Source organism: Actinomyces sp. Marseille-P3109, from assembly GCF_900323545.1.
Classification (GTDB): domain Bacteria; phylum Actinomycetota; class Actinomycetes; order Actinomycetales; family Actinomycetaceae; genus Actinomyces.
On sequence record NZ_OOHN01000008.1, the window covers coordinates 1,095,173 to 1,118,686 of the forward strand.

The window sequence follows — 23,514 nt, forward strand, 5'->3', positions numbered from 1 at the left end:
GGTTCGGTGGAGCGGCTGGTGCGTCAGGAGCCCCTCGCGTACGACGAGTATTGGGCATCATGCCCGTTCATGTTCGCCTTTCGTCTCTCCCAGCGTTGTGGAGAGACGGACCTCACCTGTGATCCGGCTCGTGGAAGCACAGAATACTGCCATTTTCCCGTAGCCTGGGTTGCAGGAGCGATCCGTGCCCTGATGACCCCGTTCGGGTCCTGCCGCACCTGGCGTGCGGCAGGAGCGTCCCGTGAGTCTGTGCGTGTTAGCCCATGAGCCATCCGGTCAGTCCGGATGCGGGGCGAGTGTGGTGGGCCAGGTACGGCAAAGAGCGGAGGACAAAAGGTCCTCCCCCACACTCCGCCGCAGTCCCCAAGCACTTCACGGGGACAGAGATGGGAAAACTTCATGACTACCTCCAGCAGCACTGTGCCTGGCGCCTCCGACGACGCTCAGGGCACCGAAAGCAACGGCCCCCTGAGTCTCGACGCGCTCTTCTCCGCCGAACTCTCCGGCGGCCGGTCGGCTGACCCGGCTGACACAGACAGCGACGACGACACCGTTGCCGCACCGCACCACTCCGACGACACCACTTCCTCCCCCGAGGACTTCGTCACTCCTGCCTCCTCAGACTCCCCCGAGGACCCGGAGGACGTCGACCACGAGGACGAGGCCGACGACGTCGAGCGAGACCGCCCCGAGGCCGACCCGGAGGATGAGGACTCCGATGAGGACGACGGCGTCGACATCGATGAGGAGGAGGTCGACGGCCACACTCCCTTCATCGACTCCGACGCGGACCCACAGAGCAAGAGCGAGGGCGCCCACGCTCCGCGTGACCGCAAGGGCAGGCGCGAGGCGAAGGAGGACCACGAGGACGATGAGATCACCTTCGCCGACCTGGGACTGCCCGGCGACCTGCTCAAGGCCGTCACCGACATGGGCTTCGTGACCCCCACCGCCATCCAGAGGGAGGCGATCCCGGTCCTGCTGGCCGGCCGTGACGTCGTCGGCGTCGCCCAGACCGGAACCGGCAAGACGGCGGCCTTCGGTCTGCCGCTCCTGGACGCCGTCGACTCCCGTGACGGCGTGGTCCAGGCCCTTGTCCTGGCCCCCACTCGCGAGCTCGCCCTTCAGAGCGCCGAGGCCATCACCGACATGGCCGCCCGTTCCCGCGGACTGGACGTGGTGGCCGTCTACGGCGGTGCCCCCTACGGTCCCCAGATCGGCGCGCTCAAGGGCGGCGCCCAGGTCGTCGTCGGCACCCCCGGACGCGTCATCGACCTCATTGACAAGGGCGCCCTCCAGCTCGACGACGTGCGCTACTTCGTCCTGGACGAGGCCGACGAGATGCTGCGCATGGGCTTCGCCGAGGACGTTGAGACGATTGCGGAGTCCCTTCCGACCGAGCGGCGCACCGCCCTGTTCTCGGCCACGATGCCCCCGGCCATCCAGGCCGTGGCGCGCCAGCACCTTCACGAGCCCGTCCAGGTCGAGGTCTCGAGGCCGGCCTCCACCGTCGCCACCGTCCACCAGACCTACGCGGTGGTTCCCTTCCGCCACAAGATCGGCGCCGTCTCCCGGGTCCTTGCCGTCACCGACGCCGAGGCCGCCATCGTCTTCGTGCGCACCAAGTCCACGGCCGAGGACGTTGCCATCGAGCTGGCGGGCCGGGGCATCCAGGCCGCCGCCATCTCCGGTGACGTGCCGCAGCGCGAGCGAGAGCGCCTGGTGGAGCGTCTGCGCGCCGGCACCCTCGACGTGCTGGTGGCCACGGATGTGGCCGCCCGCGGGCTTGACGTGGACCGCATCGGCCTGGTCGTCAACTTCGACGTCCCCCGCGAGGCCGAGGCCTACGTCCACCGTATCGGCCGCACGGGCCGCGCCGGTCGCCACGGCGAGGCCGTCACCTTCCTGACCCCCAAGGAGAAGGGCAAGCTCCGCCAGATCGAGCGCCTCACCGGAAGCCGTCTGGAGGAGATCACCCTGCCCTCCCCCGCGGACGTCTCCGAGCACCGGGCCCGAAAGCTCCTGTCCAAGGCCGCCGCCCGCCATGAGCGCGGCCGTCTGGACATGTACCTGCCGCTGGTCAGTGACTCCGCCCGGGAGCTGGACATCGACGTCGAGGAGCTGGCGGCCACGCTCCTGGCCCTCGCCGTGGGGGACGAGGGACCGCGCAGGCGCGAGGACCGTGGCGGTGAGCGCCCCCAGCGCGCCCGCCGGGAGGAGAACCTCGACTCCGAGGGGACCTTCCTGTCGGCCTCCTTCGAAGGCGGGCGCGAGAAGAACCGTCGCGGAGAACGGGGAGACCGTGGCGAGGGACGCCGCTCGGCCACGCGTTCCGGGCGCCGCGAGCACGAGGGCCCCGGGACCGTCTACCGCGTCGAGGTGGGCCACCGAGACCGGGTCCTTCCCGGCGCGATCGTCGGCGCCCTGGCTAACGAGGGCGGAATCGAGGGCTCCGACATCGGCAAGATCGACATCCTTCAGTCCTTCTCCCTGGTCACGATCTACGCCGACCTCAGCCCCGAGCAGCTGAGCGTCATGGGCCGGGCCACCTTCGCCGGCCGTGAGCTGCGGATCCGCCCCGACGAGGGGCCGGGTCACGGCTGGTCCGGCCCCAACGGTGGGGAGCGCCGTCCCAAGCGGCGCGACTGGGACGACCGGGGTGAGCGCGGGGAGCGCAGGGACCGTTCGGACCGCGGCTTCCGTCCGCGCCGTGATGACGGCGACCGTGGCTGGAAGGACCGTGACGGGCGCGGCGGCAGGGGCGGTTACGACCGCTCGGACCGCGGGGACCACCGCGACAACCGCCGGTGGGACGAGCGCCGGGGTGACCGGGACGGCTTCCGGGGCCGGCGCGAGGACCGGGGCGACCGCGGCAATGATCGTGGAAGCGGCCGTGGCCATGGCGAGCGCAACCAGAACCGCTTCGGCGGCAACCGGGGCGGCTTCCGTGGGGGGCGCGGCAACCGCTGAGTCCCCGGCGGCTCACTGACGCGATGGGTGGGGCGGCAACACACGTTGCCGCCCCACCCATCATCGCAGCCGGTCACGTGAGGCGATCGGCGCTGCGAGATCTTCTTCGCATACTGTGAGCGCATGAGACTCAGACACGCCATCCTCGGGCTGCTGTCCCATCTACCGCAGAGCGGCTATGACCTCAACCGAGCCTTCACCAGCTCGGTCGTTTACTTCTGGTACGCCGACCAGTCCCAGATCTATCGCACCCTCGACCGCCTTGAGGCTGACGGCGCCATTTCGACGCGAGTCATCCCTCAGAGCGGTCGACCGGATCGGCGGGTGCACAGCCTGACGGAGTCGGGTCGCGCCGAGCTCGATGCCTGGCTGATGAGCCCGCTCGAGCCCATTACGACGAAGGACCCCCTGCTGGCGCGGCTCTTCTTCGCGGCTCGACTGGGTCACGAGAGAGTCGATGCGCTCCTGTCCGAGGCCGAGAAGAGGTTCCGCAGGGAGCTGGAGGAATTGGAGGCGATCGACATCGACGTGGTGGATCTCGACACCGCAATGAAGGCGGCAGTGCTTCGTTATGGGATCGACGGCACAAAGACCCAGCTGGAGTGGGTCGCCCAGACCCGGCGCACCATCGCCGCGGACGCCGGCACTACACGGTCGAGAACCGCTGAGGGGACCGAGACCGCTGAGGGGACCGAGACCGCTGATGAGGACGCTCACTGAGGAGACGCATCAACGTCACATACTTGCATAGTCCAATACTCGTACTGCATAGTATGAGTATGGATGAAGCATCTCCCTCCGGCGGTGCACCCGCCGTAAGCCCCTTGACCCATCTCGTCGTTTTCAGTGTCGTTGCCCTGGGATCCGGCTGGATCGGACTGCTCGTCAACAAGGCCCTCGGTATCCCCCACTCCATGAACTCGCTGGGTAGCCTCGTCTGGATCATGGCGCCGCTCCTGGCCGGTGCCGTCCTGGCTCTGAGCGACCCGTCGCTGCGCCGTTCCTACGTCGCCTCGTGGCTTCCGGGCAGGCTGCGGGCCTATGGCGTGGCGCTCGGCGTCTTCCCAGTGTCCTTCGCCGTTGCCATCGCCGTCGGTTGGGCGGCGGGGTGGCTCACCCCTGCCGGGCTGGGAGCGTTCGGGGGTGTGGTGGCCGCGAACGCGGTGGGGACCGTGCTCAAGAACGTCGCCGAGGAGGGCGCCTGGCGCGGCTACCTGACGCCCGCGCTCATCGGCCGAAAACTGCCCGACCCCTGGGTCTGGCTCATCGTCGGAATGATATGGGGCCTGTGGCACATCCCCTACTACTTCTGGTTCCTGGACGAGTCGCTCAGCCGCTCGGTCTACGACGTCCCCCCGATCATCTTCGTCCTCATCGCAGTTCCCGTCATAATCTGCTGGGCCCCCTTGTTCACCGAGCTTCGGATCATCAGTGGCAGTCTCTGGCCGGGCCTTATCGCGCACTCGATCGCGAACCTCAGCCATATGCCCCTCATCTATGGCGGACTGCCGATCACGTCGTGGGGACTGCTGGTCTCCCCGATGGTGGGCATTATTCCCAACGCCATCGTCCTGGCGGCGGGCCTGGGGCTGTGGGCGCGGCGCACCGGTCGGCTCCGCCGTCGGTCTCGGTGATCTGCCCAGTCGCCGGACGGGGACCGGCTCGGCATTCGCACCTTTCAGGCTCGACGAACCCGGACGGTCCCCATCTGGGCGCGGGCCCGCAGCTCGAGGCGTCGTTCGAGCAGCTCGGGGTGATTCTGGTGAGGCAGGTCGGTTGTCACACAGATCCAGGAGTCCTTCATACGCCGCAAGGACCTTGACGGAGCCGGCCTCCGTGTGAGCCGATACCGTACCGGTGGTGGACCGGATGCGCACCGAGCCGGCCTGGGCCCTCACGCTCCCGTCGCGCAGCGTGCCGATGACGATGGAGCCGGCGTCGGCGTGCACCTGCACCTGATCCCACGAGTGCTCCGCGCTGATCGACCCGGCATCAACGCTGGCATCAAAACGCGTACCGTCCGGCACCGTCACACGCACGCGAAATGCCTCCGGGCCCCACGGCCAGATACCAGCGAATCGCTCACGCCCCACGAGAGCGATCTGACGGACACTCACTATGGCGCCGTCGGCAGTACATCCAGAAGAGGCTCCAGGAGCTCATCGGCCTCGACAGTGATCGTGCGCCCCACTCCCGGCGCGGTCACCACGCTCAGAGGGGGCAGTTCCAGGGCGAGGTATGGTGAGACGATCCATCAAGGCTGTCTGGAGAATATGATGTCGCAATGACATCATTCAGTAAGAGTTAATGGTGTCAGTCGAGGTGATTCTGCCCAGAATCTGCGTGAGCTCCGCCCACCCGCGTGTTTCAGTGCTGAGTGGTTCGATGAGTTCAATATCGATGACCTCATCGGTGGCTCGACGCAGGCGGCGGGTGATCTGCTTGCGGTGGCGTCTGGCCTGGAGACGGGCCAGGAGTGTGCCCAATCCGGCCAGTGCCAGCCCGATCAGTAGGCCACCGAGCAGCAGGACGGTGGGCCAGGGAACTCGTCCCCAGCGGGGAACGTCAACAGTGATCAGCAGGAGGTAGTCCTCCAGGACGCGGATCGCCACCAGCCACAGGCCACCGATCAAGGCGGTCAGTGCAGTCACCCACTGCAGAACGTTGGCCACCGTCCACCAGGCCGGGCGCCTCCATGCTCCGTAGTCCACCGCAGCCACCGCCCGGTCCAGAGGAACAGCGAGGTTCTCGGCACGCTCGTCGCTGCGTGAGACGGCCTGCACCGCCAGATCAGCCGGTAGCTCGGCACAGGCGGCCATGGCGTAAACGTGAGCGCTGCTACGCAGATTCCCTGTTGCCGCGGGACCCGCCGGAGGAAGGGAGCTGAGGTCCACCACTCGCCGGCCGGGGCTTCCACTGGAGTCATCAGCATCGGCAACAGCCAGCGAGGGCGGACGTCCGCCTCCCAGGTGGAGCACCTTGAGCGGATCGCGGCGCAGACGCTCAATCCATCGCAGCCAGAACCAGCCGACCCGTGTATGTGCACGGTGCCGGTCTGAGCCCTCCACGGCCCGGGTGACGACGTCGACGCCGGCGACGGTCGCAGCCGCCTGCCTGAGAGTGGCCAAGGACTGCTTGGTCTGCGTACTGACAGCGCGTTGCGCCACGGCGTCTGGACGAGGCGGGGCGATCAGGCCGGTCTGGTCTGCCAGCTCCTTGGCGGCACGGCGAACATGAGCGGCCAGGTTGCGGGCGCTGGCCAGACGGTCGGAGGCCGCCGAGGCCACCGTGCGGGCCAGGGTCTCAACACCTTCACCGGTACGGGCGCTGACGGCAACGAGCGATACGTCTGCCAGCTCCTCACGATCCAGGAGCCGTCTCAGATCGGTGATCACGGCGTCCCGGCTCTCGGCGTCGAGCCGGTCCACCTGGTTCAGGGCGACGATCATGACTTCGGCGTGGGCGGCCATGGGGATGAGGAAGTCGCGATGGACGACGCCGTCGGCGTACTTCTCCGGATCAAGGACCCATACCAGGACGTCGACCTTACCGGCCATGCGCTCGGCGATAGCTCGGTGCGCCTGCTCATCGGAGTCGATATCGGGCAGGTCCACCAGTACCGTGGCCTCCCCCAGCTCCCAGGGCCCGCTGAGGCTCACCCGCCGACTGATCGCGAGCCAGTCCAGCAGAGCAGTGGCCTCGACGGCGGTATCCGGCACGACGGCGAGAGGCTGAGTGGTGGTGGGGCGGGTGCGGGCGGTGCGGGACACCTCAACGCCGGTCAGGGCGTTGACGAGGCTGGACTTGCCCGAGCCTGTGGCCCCCAGGAGAGCGGCCACCGTGATCTCCGGAGCCAGGCGCCTGCGGTCGGAGGCCTGTGCCAGGACCGCACGGGCCTGGTCCAGCTCGTCACGCAGACCGAGCCGCTCGCCCAGCGCAACGGCCTGCTCCAGCTGTTCCAGGGTCAGGGCCAGGCTGCCGACGTCGGTGTGGTCGGTCATCACCGCACTCTCCTCCCAGCCTGCTGGCGGGTGCGGGCGGTTGCGGTGCGCAGGGAGGTCACGACATCCTGACAGGCCTGGAGCTGTTCCCGCAGCGTGTCCGCGCTGGGCGCCGGAACCGGAAGGGCATCGGTGAAGTACTTCACCTGATTGGCGAACAGGGTGGTGGCGCGCTTGGTGAGGTCCTCGCGAGCCCGCCTGGTCATGCCGCGCATCGCCTGGTCGCCGAAGACGGCCTCCAGAACCCGCTGAGCCAGGATGGCGGTGCCACCGGCGATGCCCACCTCTCCACCGGTCAGGCCTCCGGTATGGGCGAAGACGAGAATCATGAGGACGACGCCGGCGCCGTTGACCCCCAGGGACAGCAGCCGGGCGGTGAGCCGTTTGTCTGCGCCCTCGGCCCGGATGAGCGCAAGGACCTCACGCTGCCAGTCGTGGACGAGAGCCGCGGCGATGACCTCGAGCCCAGTCTGGCTGGGCACTTCCGCCAGGGCGCGGTTGAGGGCCTGCTGGGAGGTTCCGGCGCGCCGCCAGGAGCGTTCCGTGGCCAGGCAGGCCCGCTGGGACTCGGCAACGATGAGCTCGACAAGGGAGGAGCCAATCGCCTGCTCGACGCGCTTGGCCGGCGCCGGACGTCCCCGCAGAAGCGAGGTGACGCGGTCCCGGACCCGGCCCACCTGGACCTCCAGCGACCGGAACAGGTCGCCGGTCCCCACGAAGTCCTGCCAACGGGCCAGCACCTCGCCGTGCAGCATGGATCCGTCCTCGGTGGCCTCGATGACGCGCTCCAGGGCGTCGTCGTGCTCGGAGGTGGCGGCGCGCCTGAGCTCGGCGTGCTCAGCCTCCTGAGAGTCCAGCTCAGCGGCCAGCAGCTCGCTCTGCGCCAGCACAGCACCAATGGCCCCTGTCAGGCTGCGGTGCGCGATGTCCTGGCGGGCAGCCGCGTCGGAGGCCAGCGCTCCCAGCCACTGGCGCACGGGAGACACGCAGGACTCGGGCAGGAAGCCGTCGCCGTCAAGAGCGGTCTCAGGAATTGTGAAGACCGGAGCCTCCTCCAGGCCTGCGGCAACGAGCCGGCGGCGCAGGTCGGCCTCGACCTCGCTCTCCGCGCCAGCCGGTACCCGGTCCAGGACGATGGCGGTCGTAATGTGCCGTTGCGCCGCTGCCCGGAGGTGCTCCCAGGGAACGGCGTCGGCGTAACGTGCCGCTGTGGTGACGAAGATCCACATATCTGCACCGGCCAGGAGAGTGGCGGCCAGGTCCCGGTTGTCCTCCACCACGGAGTCGACATCGGGGGCGTCCACGATCGCCAGTCCCTCGGGAAGTCCCTCGCATGAGCGCAGCTCGAGCTCCCGCGGGGTGTGCTCGGTGGACGGGGTCGCGGGAGCGTCGGCATCCACACGCAGGCGCGAGAGGGAGCCCAGGACCCGGTCGGTGTCGAACCAGGCGGCGTCGGCCGGCGCGTGGAGCAGCAGGGGTCTGCGCGTGGTGGGACGGATCGCGGAGGCCCTGGCCACCTGTCGGCGCACCAGTGAGGAGACGAGGGTCGACTTGCCCGCTCCGGTGGAACCGCCGACAACGGCCAGCAGCGGCGCGTCCAGGCTGGCCAGGCGCGGCAGGATGTAGTCGCCGAGCTGGTCGCGGATCAGCGTGGCCTTGTCCGAAGCGGCCGCCGTCCCCTGCAGGGCGTATGGCATGGACAAGGCCGTCAGGCTGTCCCGCAGCGCGGACAGCGCCCTGGTCGCCTCCTGGACCTTCTGGGTGCCGCTGGAATCGCCTCGGTTCTCGGTCATGAGGTTGAGTCGGCCTCCGTACCGGCATCTGTGTCGGTCCCGGTGCTGACCGCACCTCCGCACCCAGTGACCCGCGGAGCGACGTCATCACGAGGCGGTTGCCAGGTGGTGGCGTCGGCCTCGACCTGCTCACCGGAGCGGATGTCCTTGACCGAGTCGGGCTCGCCGTCGGCACCCGGGAACCACACGAAGGGGATGGAGCGCTTGTCGGCCGCCTTGATCTGCTTGCCGAACTTGGCGGCGCTGGGAGCCACGTCAGCGCTGATGCCGCGGGCGCGCAGCACATCGGCGATCTCATCGGAGGTGGAGCGGTGCGCCTCGTCGGTGACCGCCACGAGCACCGCCGTGGGCACGGGGCGGCTGACCTCCACGAGCTCCTCACCGATGACACGGGCCAGGAGCCGCGACAGGCCGATGGAGATGCCCACGCCGGGGAAGGTCCGTTTGCCGTTGGTGGCCAGGGAGTCGTAGCGGCCGCCCGAGCACACCGAGCCGAGGTCCTCGTGACCGGTCATGAAGGACTCGTAGACGGTACCGGTGTAGTAGTCCAGTCCACGGGCGATCTTGAGGTCGGCGATGACGGCGCCTGGGCGGCGTCGGCCGGCGGCCTCGAGCAGAACGGTCAGCTCGGCCAGGCCCTCCTCCAGGAGCTCGGTGGGCTCGGCCCCGGCCAGGGCCCGCAGAACCTGACCGGAGACGTCCTCGCCATCGGTTCCGGTGATGGTGGCGAGCCTGAGGGCCTGCGCCGCCTGCTGCGCGCTTGCGCCAACGCTCTGGGTGAGCTCGGCGGCCACCTTCTCGGGGCCGATCTTGTCGAGCTTGTCGACGACGCGAAGGACCTCGATGAGCTGGTCGGAGTCGATGCCGATGGACTGGTAGAAGCCCTGGGCCACCTTGCGGTTGGAGACGTGGATCGTAACCGGGGGCACCGGTAGGGCGCTGAGCGCCTCGTGCATGATGAGGGGCACTTCAACGTCGTGGTAGAGGGGCAGGGAGCCGTCGCCGACGATGTCGATATCGGCCTGGATGAACTCGCGGAAGCGCCCCTCCTGGGGGCGCTCACCGCGCCAGACCTTCTGTATCTGGTAGCGCTTGAACGGGAAGGTGAGGAGCCCGGCGTTGTCGACGACGTAGCGGGCGAAGGGGACGGTCAGGTCGAAGTGGAGCCCCAGCTGCTTGCGGGGGTCCGTCTCAGAGTCGACCTCGGCGGGGTCCGCCTGCAGGCGATTGAGGAGGTAGACCTCCTTGGACGTCTCCCCCTTCCTCGTGAGCTCGCTGAGCGGCTCAACGGCCCGGGTCTCGATGCCGCTGAAGCCGTGGAGCTCGAAGGTACGGCGCAGGATGTCGACGAAGTACTGCTCGACGATGCGGCCCGCGGGGAGCCACTCGGGAAAGCCGGACAGTGAGGAGAGAGCTTGTCGTGCCTGTGCCATGGTCCGCATTGTGTCATGACGGGCGGCTCGACGGCGCACCGTCGTCAGGCCTTGAGGTCCCCTCCGCGGATCTTGGCCTCGGCGAGGTAGGGGTTGCCGTGATGCTCGTGCTCCATGGTGGTCACGGCGCCGTGCCCGGGCAGCAGGATCGTGGCCGGGTCGATGGCACTGGCCAGGAACCGCAGGGTGCCGAACATCTGCACCTGGTCGCCGCCGGGCAGGTCGGTGCGTCCGACGGATCCCTTGAAGATGACGTCGCCGTCGAGGGCCATGAGGTAAGTGCGCTCCTCGTCGGCGGTGGAGGGGTCGTCCTCGATGACCTCAGCCTCATAGAGCAGGGAATTGTCCGCCAGCCGGGCCTCGAAGAAGAACAGGGTGGAGCCTTCCGAGTGACCTGGTGCGGGGATCGCGCGCAGAGCGATGCCGGGGACCAGCTCGATGGCACGGGAGAAGCCGTCCCCGGGGAAGATACGGATGTCCGCCGGCTGCCTCCATGGGGTGCCGGCCATGTCGGTGAAGCTCATGCCGTTGGCGCTGATGCCGGTGGTGATGTCGGGCTCCTCGAGCCGGTACCGGTCGGGCTCGGGGATGTAGACCGGCACGTCGACGGCATCGTCACTGGCGAGCATGCCCGCACCGTGGGCGGCCTCGATGAGGGCCTGGGCATCCCACACGTGGTCGGCATGACCGTGGGTGAGCAGGATCGCTCCCAGGGTGAGGCGGTTGGATCGAAGAAGGGCCAGGGCACCGCGAGCCGCCCCGGCTCCGGGGTCGACAACGAGGGCGGGTTCTCCCGGGCCGGCGGCCAGGACGTAGCAGTTGGCGGCGAACACGGGTGCGATGGTGCGCTCCAGGATCATGGACCCAGCCTACTTGGGTCGCCTGGAACCTGTGTCAAGACGCTTCACGACGACGCACGAGCTCAGAGGACCCGCACCGTCTCAGCGGAGGTGAAGCCGCCGCCCCCACCAGTGCTCAATGAGCCAGCGGTCGTGGCTAGCGACGATGAGCGTGCCCGTCCATGACCTCAGGGCGGTCTCGAGCATCTCGAGGGCGTCCAGGTCCAGGTAGTTCGTGGGCTCATCGACGACGAGCACCTCGGGCCCGGCGGCAGCGGCCAGGGCCAGCTGGGCGCGGCGCTGGTTGCCGTCGGAGAGCTCGCTGAGGGGACGGTTCCACAGGCGCGGGTGCAGGGCGCCCTGGCCACGGTCCCCGATCCCCTCGACCCACACGTCCTCATCCACCCCAGGGTCGCCGAGACGCGGCAGGTGCTGGGGTATCCAGAACACCGAGCCGGATACCGTGAGGCTGCCGTTGGAGTCCTCCGTGGGTGCTGACCGCCTACCCAACCAGGTCAGAAGCGTGGACTTCCCGCTCCCATTGGCGCCGGTGACCAGCAGGTGCTCGCCTGTCATGACGTCGACCGTGACCGGTTCAAGGCGCCCGGGTACGGCGGCCGACCGGGCCGAGACCGCCATTCCTCTTCGCGGTGCCGGTTCAGTCAGGCCCAGCTGCAGCTCGTAGGAGCGGGGCCTGCGCACCTCGGTACTGGCGAGCGCCTCCAGTCGGCGGTCGTCCTGCGTCTGGCGCCGGGTGGAGACTCGCTGGGCGCGGTCGGCGTAGAACTTCCTGGCCATACGGACCTCGGTCCTGGGCGCTGCCCCGCTGTGCCCAACGATCTCGGAATCCCGCCGGTGACGTGTGAGCTTGCGCCGCTGCTCCTGCTGACGCTGGTGAAGGCTGCGGTGGGACGACCTGGCGTGCGCCTTCTCCACGAGGTAGTCGCTGTATCGCCCCGAGCACCTGTAGGCGCCGATGGGGCTCTTGTCCCCGGCGGCGGTGGCGAGCGCCTGCCACGGCGCTGTGTCGAGGTCGACGACGGCGGTGGCCACCTCGTCGATGAAGGCACGATCGTGGGTGGTGAACAGGACCGGTCCGGGCCATGACACCATCATCTGGCTCAGGTAGTCGCTGCTACCGGCATCCAGGTGGTTGGTGGGTTCGTCGAGCACCAGCGCCTGACCGGATGAAAGGAGCAGGGCAGCAAGCTCCAGCCTTCCCCGTTGCCCCGGCGACAGGGAAGAGACAAGTCGGCCTGTGTCCACCTGCCCCAGTCCCAGCCCGGCAAGCGCCTCAGTCCGCCGAACCGGTAGGTTCCAGGCGTCGAGAGACTCAAGCCGGGCCAGTAACGAGTCGTATTCCTCAGCGAGGGAGCCGGTGTCGACTCCGTCCTGGGCTATGGCCTCGCCCATGCGCTCGAAACGATCAAGCGCGTCCAAGGTCTCAGCGCAGATGGCGTCGAGGTAGCCCTTGATCGACGTCGCAGTCGACTCCTCCGAGTCGGCCGCCGGCGGGCCATGCTGCTCGGGAAAGCTAACAGCCCCATGGTCAGGGGTCAGCTCGCCGGTGGCCAGGCGCAGAAGCGTGGACTTCCCCGATCCGTTGGGACCGACGACGCAGACGCGTTCGCGGTCGGAGACCGTGAGACTGATGTTCTCCAGCAGGGGATCAGAGGTGTAGGAGAAGCTGACGTGGGAGAAGCAGATCGCAGGCATGACTCGTCCTTGACATGAGGCGGTGGGGGGCACAAGGGCGAGTCACGCGAGCATGCCTGGAGTTTATCAGTGTCTATCAGCACGGGCCGTTGACGAGGTCCGAGTCGATGCGTATGGCGCAAGGTGAGCTCACAATCAGGCGGATTATCAACGACTCAACTGAAATCGATGGGGCCAGGGATGGTGGTTGCCGCCCGCAGGAACGTAGACTCTCGGCACTGCCGTCCTCCGACGGCACCTCACCACCACCCGGCCTGACGGCCGGGCGCGAACGGAACGGAGCGGTCATCCTGCTCCCTCCCCGTCAACCCATGAAGGAGCATCCCGTGACCGAGCGGATCCAGCCCGACAACCGGCCTGACAACCAGCCCAACGCTGAGCAGGCCGACCAGCCGACCGGCCTTGACGAGTCGGCAGCGCAGACTCCGACGGAGCAGGCACCAACGGCCGACGCCTCCCCCACCGATCCCGCGGTTGAGGCCGTCGCGTCAACAGCGACCAACACCTCGCAGACGCAGGCCGACGTCGAGTCCTCCAAGGAGCCCGAGCCCGGCGAGCCTGCAGGCCAGTCCATCGAGCAGTCCACAGAGAAGTCCTCTGACGAGTCGGCGTCGCCCGCCTCCGAGGATCCCGCGCAGACCGAGCAGCCGGCCGAGACGGTTCAGGCCGCCGAGGCCGCCCAGGAGGACGCCACGCCGACTCCTGCCGAGGTTCCCGCCCCTGCAGCGGCACCTGCGGCGCCCGCCGAGCCCGCTGTCGACCCGCAGGAGGCGATGGACGCCGCCAAGTGGGGGCGCGTGGACGGCGAGGGACGGGTCTATGTCCAGGACGGTGGAACCGAACGCGAGGTCGGTCAGTTCCCCGATGCTCCCATCGCCGAGGCGATGGCCTTCTACGTGCGCCGCTACCTGGACCTCAAGGCGACCATCGACCTGTTCGCCACTCGCCTTCCCCAGCTCAGCGTCCGCGAGATCGACTCGACCCTGTCCTCCATCTCTGAGTCTCTCACCGAGCCGGCCGCCGTGGGTGACCTGGAGGGGCTGCGAGCCCGCTTCGCCGCCCTCAAGACCGTGGCCGCCGAGCGCCGCGAGGCCGTGGCCGCCGAGCGCGCCGCCGCCAAGGAGCAGGCGCTCAAGGAGCGCACCGTGATCGTCGAGCGCGCCGAGGCCATCGCCGAGCAGGACCCGGCCCGCACGCAGTGGAAGAACTCCGGCGCCGAGCTGCGCGAGCTGCTCGAGTCCTGGAAGTCAGCGCAGCGGCGCGGCCCGCGCCTGGACCGCCCCACCGAGGACGGGCTGTGGAAGCGCTTCTCCCACGCCCGCACCACCTTCGACCGTCACCGTCGCCAGTTCTTCAGTGAGCTGGACGCCAAGCAGGCGCAGGTGCGGGCCGCCAAGGAGGCGCTCATCAAGCGTGCCGAGGAGATGCAGAACTCCACCGACTGGGCCGGTACCTCCGCGAAGTACCGCGACCTGCTGGCCGAGTGGAAGAAGGCCGGCCGCGCCTCCCGCAAGGAGGACGACGCCCTGTGGGCCCGCTTCCGGGCCGCCCAGCAGGTCTTCTACGACGCCCGCCGCGCCAAGGACGAGGCCGTCGACGCCGAGTTCGCCGAGAACCTCAAGGTCAAGGAGGCGCTGGTGGCCAAGGCCGAAGCGCTCCTGCCCATCAAGGACATCAAGGCCGCCAAGAAGGCCCTGCGCCCCATTCAGGACGCCTGGGAGGAGGCCGGGCGGGTCCCCCGCGGTGCCGTGCGTCGCATCGAGGGCCGCATGCGCGCCGTCGAGGACGCGATCCGGGAGGCCGAGAACGCCGAGTGGCGCCGCACCGACCCGGAGACCAAGGCCCGCGCCGAGGGCCTGGCCGGTCAGCTCCAGGACGCGATCGCCGGTCTGGAGAAGGACCTGGCAGCCGCCCAGGCCGCCGGTGACGCCAAGAAGATCGCCGAGGCCGAGGCCGCGCTGACGGCCCGCCGTGCCTGGCTCGAGCAGGTGCTGCGCTCGGCCAAGGCGTGACCCGAGCACGTTCCGCTCAGCTCTGAGGCTCAGGAGCAAGCACCTGAGGCGGGGCCGACACCACCCACCGGTGTCGGCCCCGCCTCATGTCTCGTCCTGGCGTCCATCGTCGGGAGCTCTGCTACTCCCAGGTGGCGGTCGCGGGGTCCACTCCTTCAGACCTGGCGCCGGCGTCGATGACGTCCTTGAGCCAGGCCGCCAGCCCTGGCGCGCGTTTGTCGTAGTACCGGGCGTAACGCTCGTCCGCCACGTAGCCGCGGGCGATGAGCACCTGCTTAGAGGTGGAGACCTCGAACCACCGGTTGAAGTCCTTGCGGTGCCACCGCGCCAGGGCATTGGCCTCGGGGCTTCCCGGCTCGACGCCGCTGCGCATCGCTTTAGCCAGCGCGGTCTCCAGAGCGACAGTCTCCTCGTGCGCCCGTTCCCAGTCGGCGCGAGTCATCCGGGCCTTACGCCGGTAGGACTCTGCCCACTCCTCCGTGTCACCCCACTGAGCACGGGCCTCCTCAATATAGACAGGATCCCAGTCGGTCCCCCAGATCTCCGCCATCTCAGCCACAGAGATCCTCGCTCCCGACTGCTGTATATCCATCACCATGTCGATGGAGCTAAGCATCTGCTGCATGTGGGAGATCTGTCCTTGCAGCAGCTCACGCTGACGGCGCAGGTGCGTCATGGCGTCCGTATCCGGCTCATCAAGGACCATCTTGATATCGGCCAGGCTCATGCCGGTCTGCCGATAGACGAGAACCTGCTGAATACGCATGACGTCCGCTTCAGAGTAGAGGCGGTAGTTGGCGTCACTGCGCCGGCAGGGACGCACCAGACCGGTCTCGTCCCAGTGGTGCAGCGCCCTGACGCTGATGCCCAGGAGCGTTGAGACCTCGCCGACTGTCAGCGCGATATCCGCACCGTCTTCCATAGCATCATCCGCTGCGTCGAGCGCTCCGGCTCCGTCACGCTCCTGCCCGGAATCCGTCACCATGCCTCCTTCCTCACAGCCCTTGCCTCAATGCGTCTTCACTGTGGCACCTATCGAGTACCTTGGCGCCTCCCCCTACGTGAGGGTCAAGTCCTCCTCGTTTCACAACGAGGTTTTCCACAGGTAGCCGGTTCGCTCTGGCACCGTAGACGAGGAGAGGCCCACCATGGCATATGGCTCGTTTCGTCCCGGTACCGGGTCACGCCGCTGTGGCCCACCTGTCCTCCCGCCCCCTCTCCCCTGTCCTGGGCACGCTTCCACCCCAGGACATGCAGGCACTGCGGTGCGCCGAGCTCGACTCCCGGCTGCTGGTCAGCGTCCTGGGAAACCTTCAACCCGTCGACCTCCTGCGCTCGGCGGAGGGTCGCCTTCGGGCCGTCATCGCTGCGCTGCCCCACCAGGGCGTGCTCCTGGCGAGCACGGCGCTGTGGGTGCATGTCGGCGGGCCGCCGCCCGAGACGCTGGAGGTCTGCCTACCCGGGGGCCGTCGGAGCCGGCTCCCCTACCTGGAGACCAGGCGTGGCAGGCTGCCCCGTTCCGACACCACTGTGATCAACGGCGTCACCTGCGCCACCATTGCCCGGGCCGCTGTTGACATCGCCCGCCTGGGGCCGCCGGTGGCCGCCGTCCGAGCCATCATGATCGCTCGCGACCACGGGATCAGCCGAGTCCGCCTGCTGTTGACGCTCAACCACTGCCGCGGGGCGGCCAGCCGGGGTTGCCCGCGGGCACAGCACATCATCGAGGAGGTCATGTCCGGCGCGCCGCCGCGAGCGGTCGCCCCGCCAGAGAACGACACGGATGGCTGAGCCCGGGCATTAGTCGGAGCGCCGGGCCGTGGACAGGCTCCTGCGTGCCTCGAAGACGCCGTCGATGCGTCGCAGGGCCGCCAGCGTGTGGTCCAGGTGGCCGACCTCGGCCAGCTCGACGACGAACCGGCCGGTGACGACCCGGTCGCGGCTGGTGGCGATGTTGGCACTGACGAGGTTGACATGGCTGTCTGCGAGCGCCCGGGTGACGTCAGCGAGCAGGCCTCCGCGGTCGAGGGCCTCAACCTCCACCTGGACCAGGTAGGCGGACTGGGCGTGGTCCGCCCAGGAGACGGTGATGAGCCGCTCGGGCTCGCGTCGGAGCTGATGGACGTTCTGGCAGTCCGCCCGGTGTACCGAGACGCCCGAGCCCCTGGTGATGAAGCCGACGATAGGGTCGCCCGGCATGGGGGTGCAGCACCGTGCCAGTTTGACGTAGACGTCGCCCTCCTCCATGCCGGCGACGACGACTCCGGCGTCGGCGGTGCGCGGGCGTCGGTGCACCGTTGCCCGGGTGGGCAGGACGCCCTCCGCGAGAGTCTCCTCGGCGCCGTCCTCCCCGCCCATGGTGGCGACCAGGGTGTCGACGACATGCTGGGCAGAGACGTGCCCCTCCCCCACGGCTGCGTAGAGACCGTCGATGTCGACCTTGTCGAGGGTCTTGGCCACGTTCATGAGGGTCTCGTGGCTCATGAGACGCTGGATGGGCAGGTTCTGCTTGCGCAGAGTTCGGGCGATGGCGCCCTTGCCCTCCTCGATGGCCTCCTCGCGGCGCTCCTTGGAGAACCAGGAGCGGATCTTGTTGCGGGCACGAGTGGAGCCGACGAAGGTGAGCCAGTCGCGCGAGGGCCCGGCGTTGATGGCCTTGGAGGTGAAGACCTCCACGGTGTCGCCGTTCTCCAGGCGCGTGTCCAAGGGCACCAGGCGGCTGTTGACGCGCGCGCCCACCGTGCGGTGCCCGACCTCGGTGTGAACGGCGTAGGCGAAGTCCACCGGGGTCGCTCCCGCGGGAAGGGCCAGGACGTCGCCCTTGGGGGTGAAGACGTAGACCTGATCCCCGGCCATCTCGTAACGCAGGGCGTCGAGGAACTCCGAGGGGTCCTGGGTCTCCTTCTGCCAGTCGATGAGCTGACGCAGCCAGCTGATGTCTCCCTGGTCGGAGTCCCCGGGCCTGCCTCCCAGGGAACTGGGGCCTGAGGCGTTGGGGTCCTCCTTGTAGCGCCAGTGCGCCGCCACGCCGTACTCCGCCATGCGGTGCATCTCATGGGTGCGGATCTGGATCTCCACCGGCTTGCCGCCCGGCCCCACGACCGTGGTGTGCAGCGACTGGTAGAGGTTGAACTTGGGAACGGCGATGTAGTCCTTGAAGCGCCCACTCATGGGAGTCCAGCGCGAGTGCAGGGAGCCGAGTACCGCGTAGCAGTCCTGGACGGTGTCGACGATGACCCGCACCGCCACCAGGTCGTAGATGTCGTCGAAGTCCTTACCCCGCACGATCATCTTCTGGTAGATCGAGTAGTAGTGCTTGGGCCGGCCGGTGACGGCGCCCTTGATCTTGTTGATCCGCAGGTCCTCCTCGATCTGGAGGCGCACCTGGCGCAGGTACTCCTCGCGCGCCGGGGCCCGCTCGGCCACCATGTGCTCGATCTCCTCGTACACGCCCGGGTAGAGGGCCTTGAAGGAGCGGTCCTCCAGCTCCCACTTGATCGTGTTCATTCCCAGGCGGTGGGCGAGCGGTGCGTAGATCTCCAGGGTCTCCTTGGCCTTGCGGGCGGCGTTCTCCGCGGAGACGTACTTCCAGGTGCGAGCGTTGTGGAGCCGGTCGCCGAGCTTGATGACCAGGACGCGGATGTCCTTGGACATCGCGATGATCATCTTGCGCACGGTCTCGGCCTGGGCGGCCTCACCGTACTGGAGCTTGTCGAGCTTGGTGACGCCGTCGACGAGCAGCGTGATCTCGTCACCGAAGTCGGCGCGCAGGCGGTCGAGGGTGTAGTCGGTGTCCTCCACGGTGTCGTGCAGGACGGCGGCGGCCAGGGTCTGGGCCGTCATGCCGAGCTCGGCCAGGATCGTGGCCACCGCCACCGGGTGAGTGATGTAGGGCTCCCCGGACTTGCGCCGTTGGCCGGCATGGGCCTTCTCAGCGACCTCGTAGGCGCGCACGATGAGGCTCGTGTCCGCTTTGGGGTGGTTGGCGCGCACCGCGCGCAGCAGCGGCTCAATGGCCGCCGGGGTGGAGTGTCCACGTGAGCCGAACCAGGCCAGACGGCTGCGCACGCGCGAGCCGGGGACAACACTGTCACCCGACGTGTCTGGGCTGCTCTTCGTCTCCGTCATTGACGCATCATATAGCGGCCTGCGCACCGAGGCCCATCGGCGCTGCCGACGAGTGTGCGGTGTCGCGTCCATCGTGAGCGCGACACCGCACGGGAACCAGCAGACGATATCGGTTGAGGAACCGTGCGAAGACCGCTGTCCTGCTAGAAGATGACGACCGAGTCGACCTTGCGCCCACCCAGCTGGCGCCGACCGCCGAGTTCGGCCAGCTCCAGGAGCATGCAAATGGCCTCCACCGAGGCACCGGCCTGCTCAATGAGGCAGATGGAGGCCGCGGCGGTCCCTCCGGTGGCCAGGACGTCATCGATCACCAGGACGCGCGCGCCCTGCGCAACCGTCTCGGGGCGCAGCTCCATGCGGGCCGTGCCGTACTCCAGGGCGTAGTCCAAGCCGATGACCGGGCCGGGGAGCTTACCGCCCTTACGCACAGTGATCATGCCGATTCCGAGCCTGACGGCCAGGGGCGCCGCCAGGATGAATCCGCGAGACTCCAGACCCGCCACGGCGTCGATCCGACCTCGGTAGTGGTCGGCGAGCCCGTCGATGAGCTCGGCGAAGGCCTGGCCGTCGGCCAGAAGAGGGGTGATGTCCCGGAAGAGGACCCCGGGCTCGGGGAAGTCGGGGATCTCTCGCAGGTGGCTCATGACCAGCCTGGTCAGAGACTCGGGAACCGTCTCGTAGTGGGCCACGGAGGTGGTCATCTGCGCTTCTTCTTCCTCTTGGGCTGAGCCGCCACACCGAGGTGGTGGCCAGGGGTGACGGGTGAGGCGGCTGGGGCCGCATCGATCTTAGCCAGCTCCTCGACGTCGTCGCCGGCCTCCTCACGGCGCTGCTGTCGAGCCGCGTCCACCTTGGCGTTGTGCTCCTTGATGCGCTTCTCGCGTGAGCGCAGATCCACCAGAAGGGGGGTGGCCAGGAAGATCGAGGACAGGGTGCCCGCGATCATGCCGATGAACAGGGTCAGGGCGATGTCGCGCAGCGTCCCGGCCCCCAGGATGAAGGCGCCGACGACCAGGAGCGAGGCGACCGGGAGCACGCCGACCACAGAGGTGTTGATCGAGCGGATGAAGGTCTGGTTGACCGCCAGGTTCGCCAGCTCCGCGTAGGTGGAGCGGCTCTGGGCCTCGAAGCCTTCGGTGTTCTCCCGAATCTTGTCGAAGACCACCACCGTGTCATAGAGGGAGTACCCCAGGATCGTCAGTACACCGATGATCGTGGCCGGGGTGACCTCGAAACCGGATAGGGCGTAGATGCCCACGGTGACGACGATGTCATGGCACAGGGCCAGCAGCGCCGCCGCCGCCATCTTCCAGGTTCGGAAGTACGCCCAGATGAGCAGTCCGACGAAGATGAAGAACAGGACCAGTCCTCGGGCCGCCTTCTTGGTCACGTCGGAGGACCAGGTCGGCCCCACGGTCGTGGCCGAGACGTTGGAGATGTCGGTCTTGTAGGCGTTGGCGAGCTTGCCCGCCAGGGAGTCGAGGCGATCCTTGCTCAGCTCGCTGGTCTGAACGCGCACCGAGGACGATCCCATGGTCGTCACCGACGAGCCGGCGGTCAGGTCCTCTTTGGACAGGACATCGTTGCCGGGACGCTCCGAGGGCGAGGACAGGCCCACCACGGTGATCTCCGAGCCGCCCTTGAAGTCGATTCCCGGGGTCAGCCCCACGGTGGCCAGGAGCGTGGCCGAGCCGGCGATGACGACGACGGCGATGAGGTACCAGATCCGTCGCTTACCCACGAAGGGGATGGACGTCTTGGCCGAGTAGAGCTCGTTACCGAGCGTGGCGAGAGACTTCACTTCGTCTTACCGTCCTTTCCGCCGTCGGCCAGGACATCGACCGCTTCGTCCTCCTCCTGCTCAACCGCGTCCTCATGTGCTTCATCGGCAGCACCGTCCGGGCTCTCGGCCGCCCTGCGGGCCTGCGCCTTGCGGCGCGCCAGGGAGCCGGCCACGCGGTCGGCAACGGCCTCACGCGCCCTGCCGTAGGTTGATGCCGTGGCCCCGAGGTGCTCGGGGTCGAGGCCGGAGAGTCGGTGCCCCTCCCCGAAGAAGCGGAAGCGGACGATCCACTCCATGAATGGGTGGGTGAAGAAGATGATGATGGCCAGGTCGACGCAGGTGGTGACTCCCAGGGTGAAGGCGAAGCCCTGAACCCCACCGACGGCGAGGAAGTACAGCACGATCGCGGCCACGAGGTTGACGGCGTCGGAGACGAGGATCGTCCGCCTGGCGTGCTTCCACCCCTCGTCGATCGCCGTCTTGAGCGTCCGTCCAAGACGCACCTCGTCACGGACGCGTTCGAAGTAGATGATGAAGGAGTCCACCGTGATGCCGATGGAGATGATGAGGCCGGCCACGCCCGCCAGGGACAGACGGTATCCCATCAGTGCGCTCAACGCGGCGATGACCAGGTAGGTTCCTACCGCGGCCACCACCAACGAGGCCACCGCCACCACCGCCAGGCCCCGATACTGCCAGGCCAGGTAGAGGATGATGAGGGCGAAGCCGATGAGACCGGCGATCAGGCCGTTGCGCAGCTGCTCGGTTCCCAGGGTGGCGGAGATCTGCTGCTCGGACTGGACCGTGAAACTCAGCGGCAGCGAGCCGAAGGAGAGCTGGTTGGCCAGTGTGTTGGCCTGGTTCTGATTGAATCCGCCGGTGATCTGGACCCGGCCGTCAGTGATCGGCGAGTGGACGTCCGAGTTGAAGCCGGAGGCCATGATGGTCAGGCCGTCCAAGACGATGGCGAACTGGGCCTTGCTCTGGCTGTCCTGATTCTGAGCACCTTGAGCTCCCTGAGCACCGGCAGCAGCGGCCTGGTCGCGGTAGGCCAGCAGCCGCTTGGACAGCTCGGAGAACTTCTTGGTGCCCTCGGGGTTGAAGGCCAGCGAGACGACCCACTTATTGGTGGTCTGCCCCCGCGAGTCGGTCTCCAGCCCGGAGTTGGCGCTCTTGAGCTCGGTACCGGTGATGTCGGCCGGGCCGAGGATGTAGGCGCCGTGCTGCTGCGAGCCGGCCTCCTTGGAGCAGGAGATGACGGCGACCTTGGGGTCCTGCGTCTGACCGGTGAGGTTCTTCGGGTCGGAGCAGTCGGTCATGTAGCCGTCGTAGAGGAGCTGCTCAGTGATCCAGGAGTCGGAGGAGTTGTCCTGGGACGTGGCGGGCAGCGGGTCGGAGGAGATAACGCCGTCCTGATTGACGTCCGCCAGCTGTGTGGCGATCTCCTCCGGTGTTCTGGGCTGCGCCGTGGACTGGGCGGTGGGGTCCGGGGTGGCGGCGGGCTGATCCGCGGGAGAGCCCTCCTGCCCCTCCTGGTCGGCCGCCTGGTCGCCCTCACTCGAGCCCGTGTCGGTGTTGCCGGAGTCGTCAGCCGGCTGGGTGGCCTCCCCACCGGACCCTGAGTCGGGCTGGGCCTGGGCCTGGGCAGTGGGCTGGTCCGTGGGCGCCGGTGTGGCAGCGGCGGATGGGTTCTGGCTGGCGATGTTCCTGGCCGCCTGCTGGGCGCTTCCGGGCAGGATGCGCAGGACCGGCCGGAAGTACATGACGGCCGATGTCCGCACCAGCTCCAGGGTCGCCTGACTGGGTTTCCCTGGCAACGAGACCACGATGTTCTGTCCGCCCTGGCGGGAGATCTGGGCCTCGGAGACACCGGAGGCGTCCACGCGCTGGCGGATCACCTCGATGGCCTGCTCGACGTCGTTGTCGCTGATCGCCGAGCCGTCGGAGGTCGTGGGGGTCAGGATGATCTGGGTTCCGCCTTCGAGGTCGAGGGCGAGCCCGGGCGTCAGCGACGCCTTGTGCCTCATGGTTCCCGCCACGAGCGCGCCGAAACCGATGACGATGACGAGGATGAACATCAGGAGGCGGCGCCCTGGGCGCTTTCGCTGCTTGCTGGACACGTGGTCCCTTCCTGGGGTGGGGGTGTGCTCGGGTGCATGACCCATGAGCGGGGTGAGTGTGCTGGGCGCCGCGGTGGGACGGACCATGGCCGGTGGGCGCCGGACGACGGCATGGGGTCGTTCAGCCGGGCCGAAACCTCACCGGGGCCGCGAGGTCCAGCAAGGTCGACCTCATTGAGTCATCGGGGCTCGGTCGACCGACCTGAGGGCCAGTGGGAGTGGTGGTCCCCCGTGAGACGTCAGGACTGCGGCTCGGCCGTGTCGTGCTCGGACTCGCGGGTGTCGTCGTCGGGCTCCTCCTGGGCGCTGGCCGAGCCGAAGGGCGGTTCCTCGATGGCGGCGATGGCCCGCTTGCTCCACAGGGTCTCGTCGCCCAGGGGCGTGGCCAGGGTGACCACGTCGCCGTCGACCTCCACGACCGTGCCGTAGAAGCCGCCGATCGTGCGCACCCAGTTCCCGGGCACCAGCCCCTCCTCCGTACGGCGCTTCTGCTCCTCCTGCATCGCGCGCTGCCTACGACTGACGAACCACATCATCAGGAGCATCCCGATGAGTACGATCCAGAGGAAATACGACGGCATGGAGGCTTCTCCGTTTCGACTAGGCAGTCTCGATGCAGACCCACGACTGTCACAGGCCGGCGGTGGCGAGTCTATTGCACGCGGGCAAGACCGTTACCTACCGCCGGCGAGTGGTCGGGCACAACTGGGTACCAACTA

At 68.3% G+C, this 23,514-nt stretch carries 16 protein-coding genes and 1 pseudogene; 5 read left to right on the forward strand and 12 right to left on the reverse strand.

The features are described 5' to 3' along the window. Nucleotides 1-399: 399 nt before the first annotated feature. The 3 genes from BQ8008_RS05030 (at nucleotide 400) to BQ8008_RS05040 (ending at nucleotide 4,604) form a co-directional block, all read left to right on the forward strand. Nucleotides 400-2,970: a DEAD/DEAH box helicase gene (locus tag BQ8008_RS05030; RefSeq protein ID WP_108833071.1), complete on the forward strand. Its 2,571-nt coding sequence runs from the start codon at nucleotides 400-402 to the stop codon at nucleotides 2,968-2,970. Between the two features lie 123 nt (nucleotides 2,971-3,093). Further along, entirely contained in the window at nucleotides 3,094-3,690 is a 597-nt protein-coding gene (locus tag BQ8008_RS05035; RefSeq protein ID WP_108833072.1) for a PadR family transcriptional regulator, read from the forward strand. A 59-nt stretch (nucleotides 3,691-3,749) separates the two neighbouring features. Then, complete coding sequence (locus tag BQ8008_RS05040) at nucleotides 3,750-4,604, forward strand: CPBP family intramembrane glutamic endopeptidase (RefSeq protein WP_108833073.1); 855 nt, start codon at nucleotides 3,750-3,752, stop codon at nucleotides 4,602-4,604. Nucleotides 4,605-5,264: 660 nt separating this feature from the next. Here BQ8008_RS05040 and BQ8008_RS05050 read toward each other — a convergent pair. The 6 genes and pseudogenes from BQ8008_RS05050 to BQ8008_RS14115 form a co-directional block, all read right to left on the reverse strand. Next, nucleotides 5,265-6,971, reverse strand: coding sequence for a GTPase (locus tag BQ8008_RS05050; protein ID WP_108833074.1), 1,707 nt, complete (start codon nucleotides 6,969-6,971; stop codon nucleotides 5,265-5,267). After that, entirely contained in the window at nucleotides 6,971-8,764 is a 1,794-nt protein-coding gene (locus tag BQ8008_RS05055; protein WP_108833075.1) for a dynamin family protein, read from the reverse strand. Before BQ8008_RS05055 ends, BQ8008_RS05050 begins: the two co-directional genes overlap by 1 nt. Continuing rightward, on the reverse strand, nucleotides 8,761-10,206 hold the full coding sequence (gene hisS, locus BQ8008_RS05060) for a histidine--tRNA ligase (RefSeq protein ID WP_234415236.1): 1,446 nt from the start codon (nucleotides 10,204-10,206) through the stop codon (nucleotides 8,761-8,763). The genes BQ8008_RS05055 and hisS overlap by 4 nt, the downstream gene beginning before the upstream one ends. A 35-nt stretch (nucleotides 10,207-10,241) precedes the next feature. Then, nucleotides 10,242-11,057, reverse strand: a complete 816-nt coding sequence (locus tag BQ8008_RS05065; RefSeq protein ID WP_108833076.1) for an MBL fold metallo-hydrolase — start codon at nucleotides 11,055-11,057, stop codon at nucleotides 10,242-10,244. Nucleotides 11,058-11,138: 81 nt separating this feature from the next. After that, complete coding sequence (locus BQ8008_RS14110; protein WP_442778233.1) at nucleotides 11,139-12,152, reverse strand: ATP-binding cassette domain-containing protein; 1,014 nt, start codon at nucleotides 12,150-12,152, stop codon at nucleotides 11,139-11,141. Nucleotides 12,153-12,248: 96 nt separating this feature from the next. Then, a pseudogene (locus tag BQ8008_RS14115) lies at nucleotides 12,249-12,686 on the reverse strand (ATP-binding cassette domain-containing protein); the annotation flags it as partial. Between the two features lie 377 nt (nucleotides 12,687-13,063). Between BQ8008_RS14115 and BQ8008_RS05075 the strand changes: the two are divergent. After that, entirely contained in the window at nucleotides 13,064-14,764 is a 1,701-nt protein-coding gene (locus tag BQ8008_RS05075; RefSeq protein ID WP_108833078.1) for a DUF349 domain-containing protein, read from the forward strand. A 121-nt stretch (nucleotides 14,765-14,885) separates the two neighbouring features. Here the strand turns inward: BQ8008_RS05075 and BQ8008_RS05080 are convergent, their stop codons facing one another. Next, the gene (locus BQ8008_RS05080) at nucleotides 14,886-15,749 is read right to left on the reverse strand and encodes a MerR family transcriptional regulator (RefSeq protein WP_108833079.1); all 864 of its coding nucleotides are present in this window, start codon (nucleotides 15,747-15,749) and stop codon (nucleotides 14,886-14,888) included. A 170-nt stretch (nucleotides 15,750-15,919) separates the two neighbouring features. Here BQ8008_RS05080 and BQ8008_RS05085 point away from each other — a divergent pair, with 170 nt between their 5' ends. Further along, a complete protein-coding gene (locus BQ8008_RS05085; protein WP_108833080.1) occupies nucleotides 15,920-16,555 on the forward strand; it encodes a hypothetical protein in 636 nt (211 codons plus the stop codon). A 9-nt stretch (nucleotides 16,556-16,564) separates the two neighbouring features. Here BQ8008_RS05085 and BQ8008_RS05090 read toward each other — a convergent pair whose 3' ends face one another. The 5 genes from BQ8008_RS05090 to yajC form a co-directional block, all read right to left on the reverse strand. Then, nucleotides 16,565-18,892 carry a RelA/SpoT family protein gene (locus tag BQ8008_RS05090; protein WP_108833081.1) on the reverse strand — a complete coding sequence of 776 codons (2,328 nt, stop codon included), beginning with the start codon at nucleotides 18,890-18,892 and terminating at the stop codon, nucleotides 16,565-16,567. Nucleotides 18,893-19,035: 143 nt separating this feature from the next. Then, complete coding sequence (locus BQ8008_RS05095; protein ID WP_199907936.1) at nucleotides 19,036-19,593, reverse strand: adenine phosphoribosyltransferase; 558 nt, start codon at nucleotides 19,591-19,593, stop codon at nucleotides 19,036-19,038. Next, a complete protein-coding gene (gene secF, locus BQ8008_RS05100; protein WP_108833082.1) occupies nucleotides 19,590-20,693 on the reverse strand; it encodes a protein translocase subunit SecF in 1,104 nt (367 codons plus the stop codon). Before secF ends, BQ8008_RS05095 begins: the two co-directional genes overlap by 4 nt. Continuing rightward, complete coding sequence (gene secD, locus BQ8008_RS05105; protein WP_108833083.1) at nucleotides 20,690-22,795, reverse strand: protein translocase subunit SecD; 2,106 nt, start codon at nucleotides 22,793-22,795, stop codon at nucleotides 20,690-20,692. Before secD ends, secF begins: the two co-directional genes overlap by 4 nt. 239 nt (nucleotides 22,796-23,034) lie before the next feature. Continuing rightward, nucleotides 23,035-23,376 (reverse strand): preprotein translocase subunit YajC, encoded by a 342-nt coding sequence (gene yajC, locus BQ8008_RS05110; RefSeq protein WP_108833084.1) that lies wholly within the window; start codon nucleotides 23,374-23,376, stop codon nucleotides 23,035-23,037. Between the last annotated feature and the right edge of the window lie 138 nt (nucleotides 23,377-23,514).

Bases quoted from the DNA above. Each gene is read 5' to 3' on its own strand.
- BQ8008_RS05030 (WP_108833071.1), top strand. From the start codon at position 400: ATGACTACCTCCAGCAGCACTGTGCCTGGCGCCTCCGACGACGCTCAG.
- BQ8008_RS05035 (WP_108833072.1), top strand. From the start codon at position 3,094: ATGAGACTCAGACACGCCATCCTCGGGCTGCTGTCCCATCTACCGCAG.
- BQ8008_RS05040 (WP_108833073.1), top strand. From the start codon at position 3,750: ATGGATGAAGCATCTCCCTCCGGCGGTGCACCCGCCGTAAGCCCCTTG.
- BQ8008_RS05050 (WP_108833074.1), bottom strand. From the start codon at position 6,971: ATGACCGACCACACCGACGTCGGCAGCCTGGCCCTGACCCTGGAACAG.
- BQ8008_RS05055 (WP_108833075.1), bottom strand. From the start codon at position 8,764: ATGACCGAGAACCGAGGCGATTCCAGCGGCACCCAGAAGGTCCAGGAG.
- hisS (WP_234415236.1), bottom strand. From the start codon at position 10,206: ATGCGGACCATGGCACAGGCACGACAAGCTCTCTCCTCACTGTCCGGC.
- BQ8008_RS05065 (WP_108833076.1), bottom strand. From the start codon at position 11,057: ATGATCCTGGAGCGCACCATCGCACCCGTGTTCGCCGCCAACTGCTAC.
- BQ8008_RS14110 (WP_442778233.1), bottom strand. From the start codon at position 12,152: ATGATGGTGTCATGGCCCGGACCGGTCCTGTTCACCACCCACGATCGT.
- BQ8008_RS05075 (WP_108833078.1), top strand. From the start codon at position 13,064: ATGAAGGAGCATCCCGTGACCGAGCGGATCCAGCCCGACAACCGGCCT.
- BQ8008_RS05080 (WP_108833079.1), bottom strand. From the start codon at position 15,749: ATGGTGACGGATTCCGGGCAGGAGCGTGACGGAGCCGGAGCGCTCGAC.
- BQ8008_RS05085 (WP_108833080.1), top strand. From the start codon at position 15,920: ATGGCTCGTTTCGTCCCGGTACCGGGTCACGCCGCTGTGGCCCACCTG.
- BQ8008_RS05090 (WP_108833081.1), bottom strand. From the start codon at position 18,892: ATGACGGAGACGAAGAGCAGCCCAGACACGTCGGGTGACAGTGTTGTC.
- BQ8008_RS05095 (WP_199907936.1), bottom strand. From the start codon at position 19,593: ATGACCACCTCCGTGGCCCACTACGAGACGGTTCCCGAGTCTCTGACC.
- yajC (WP_108833084.1), bottom strand. From the start codon at position 23,376: ATGCCGTCGTATTTCCTCTGGATCGTACTCATCGGGATGCTCCTGATG.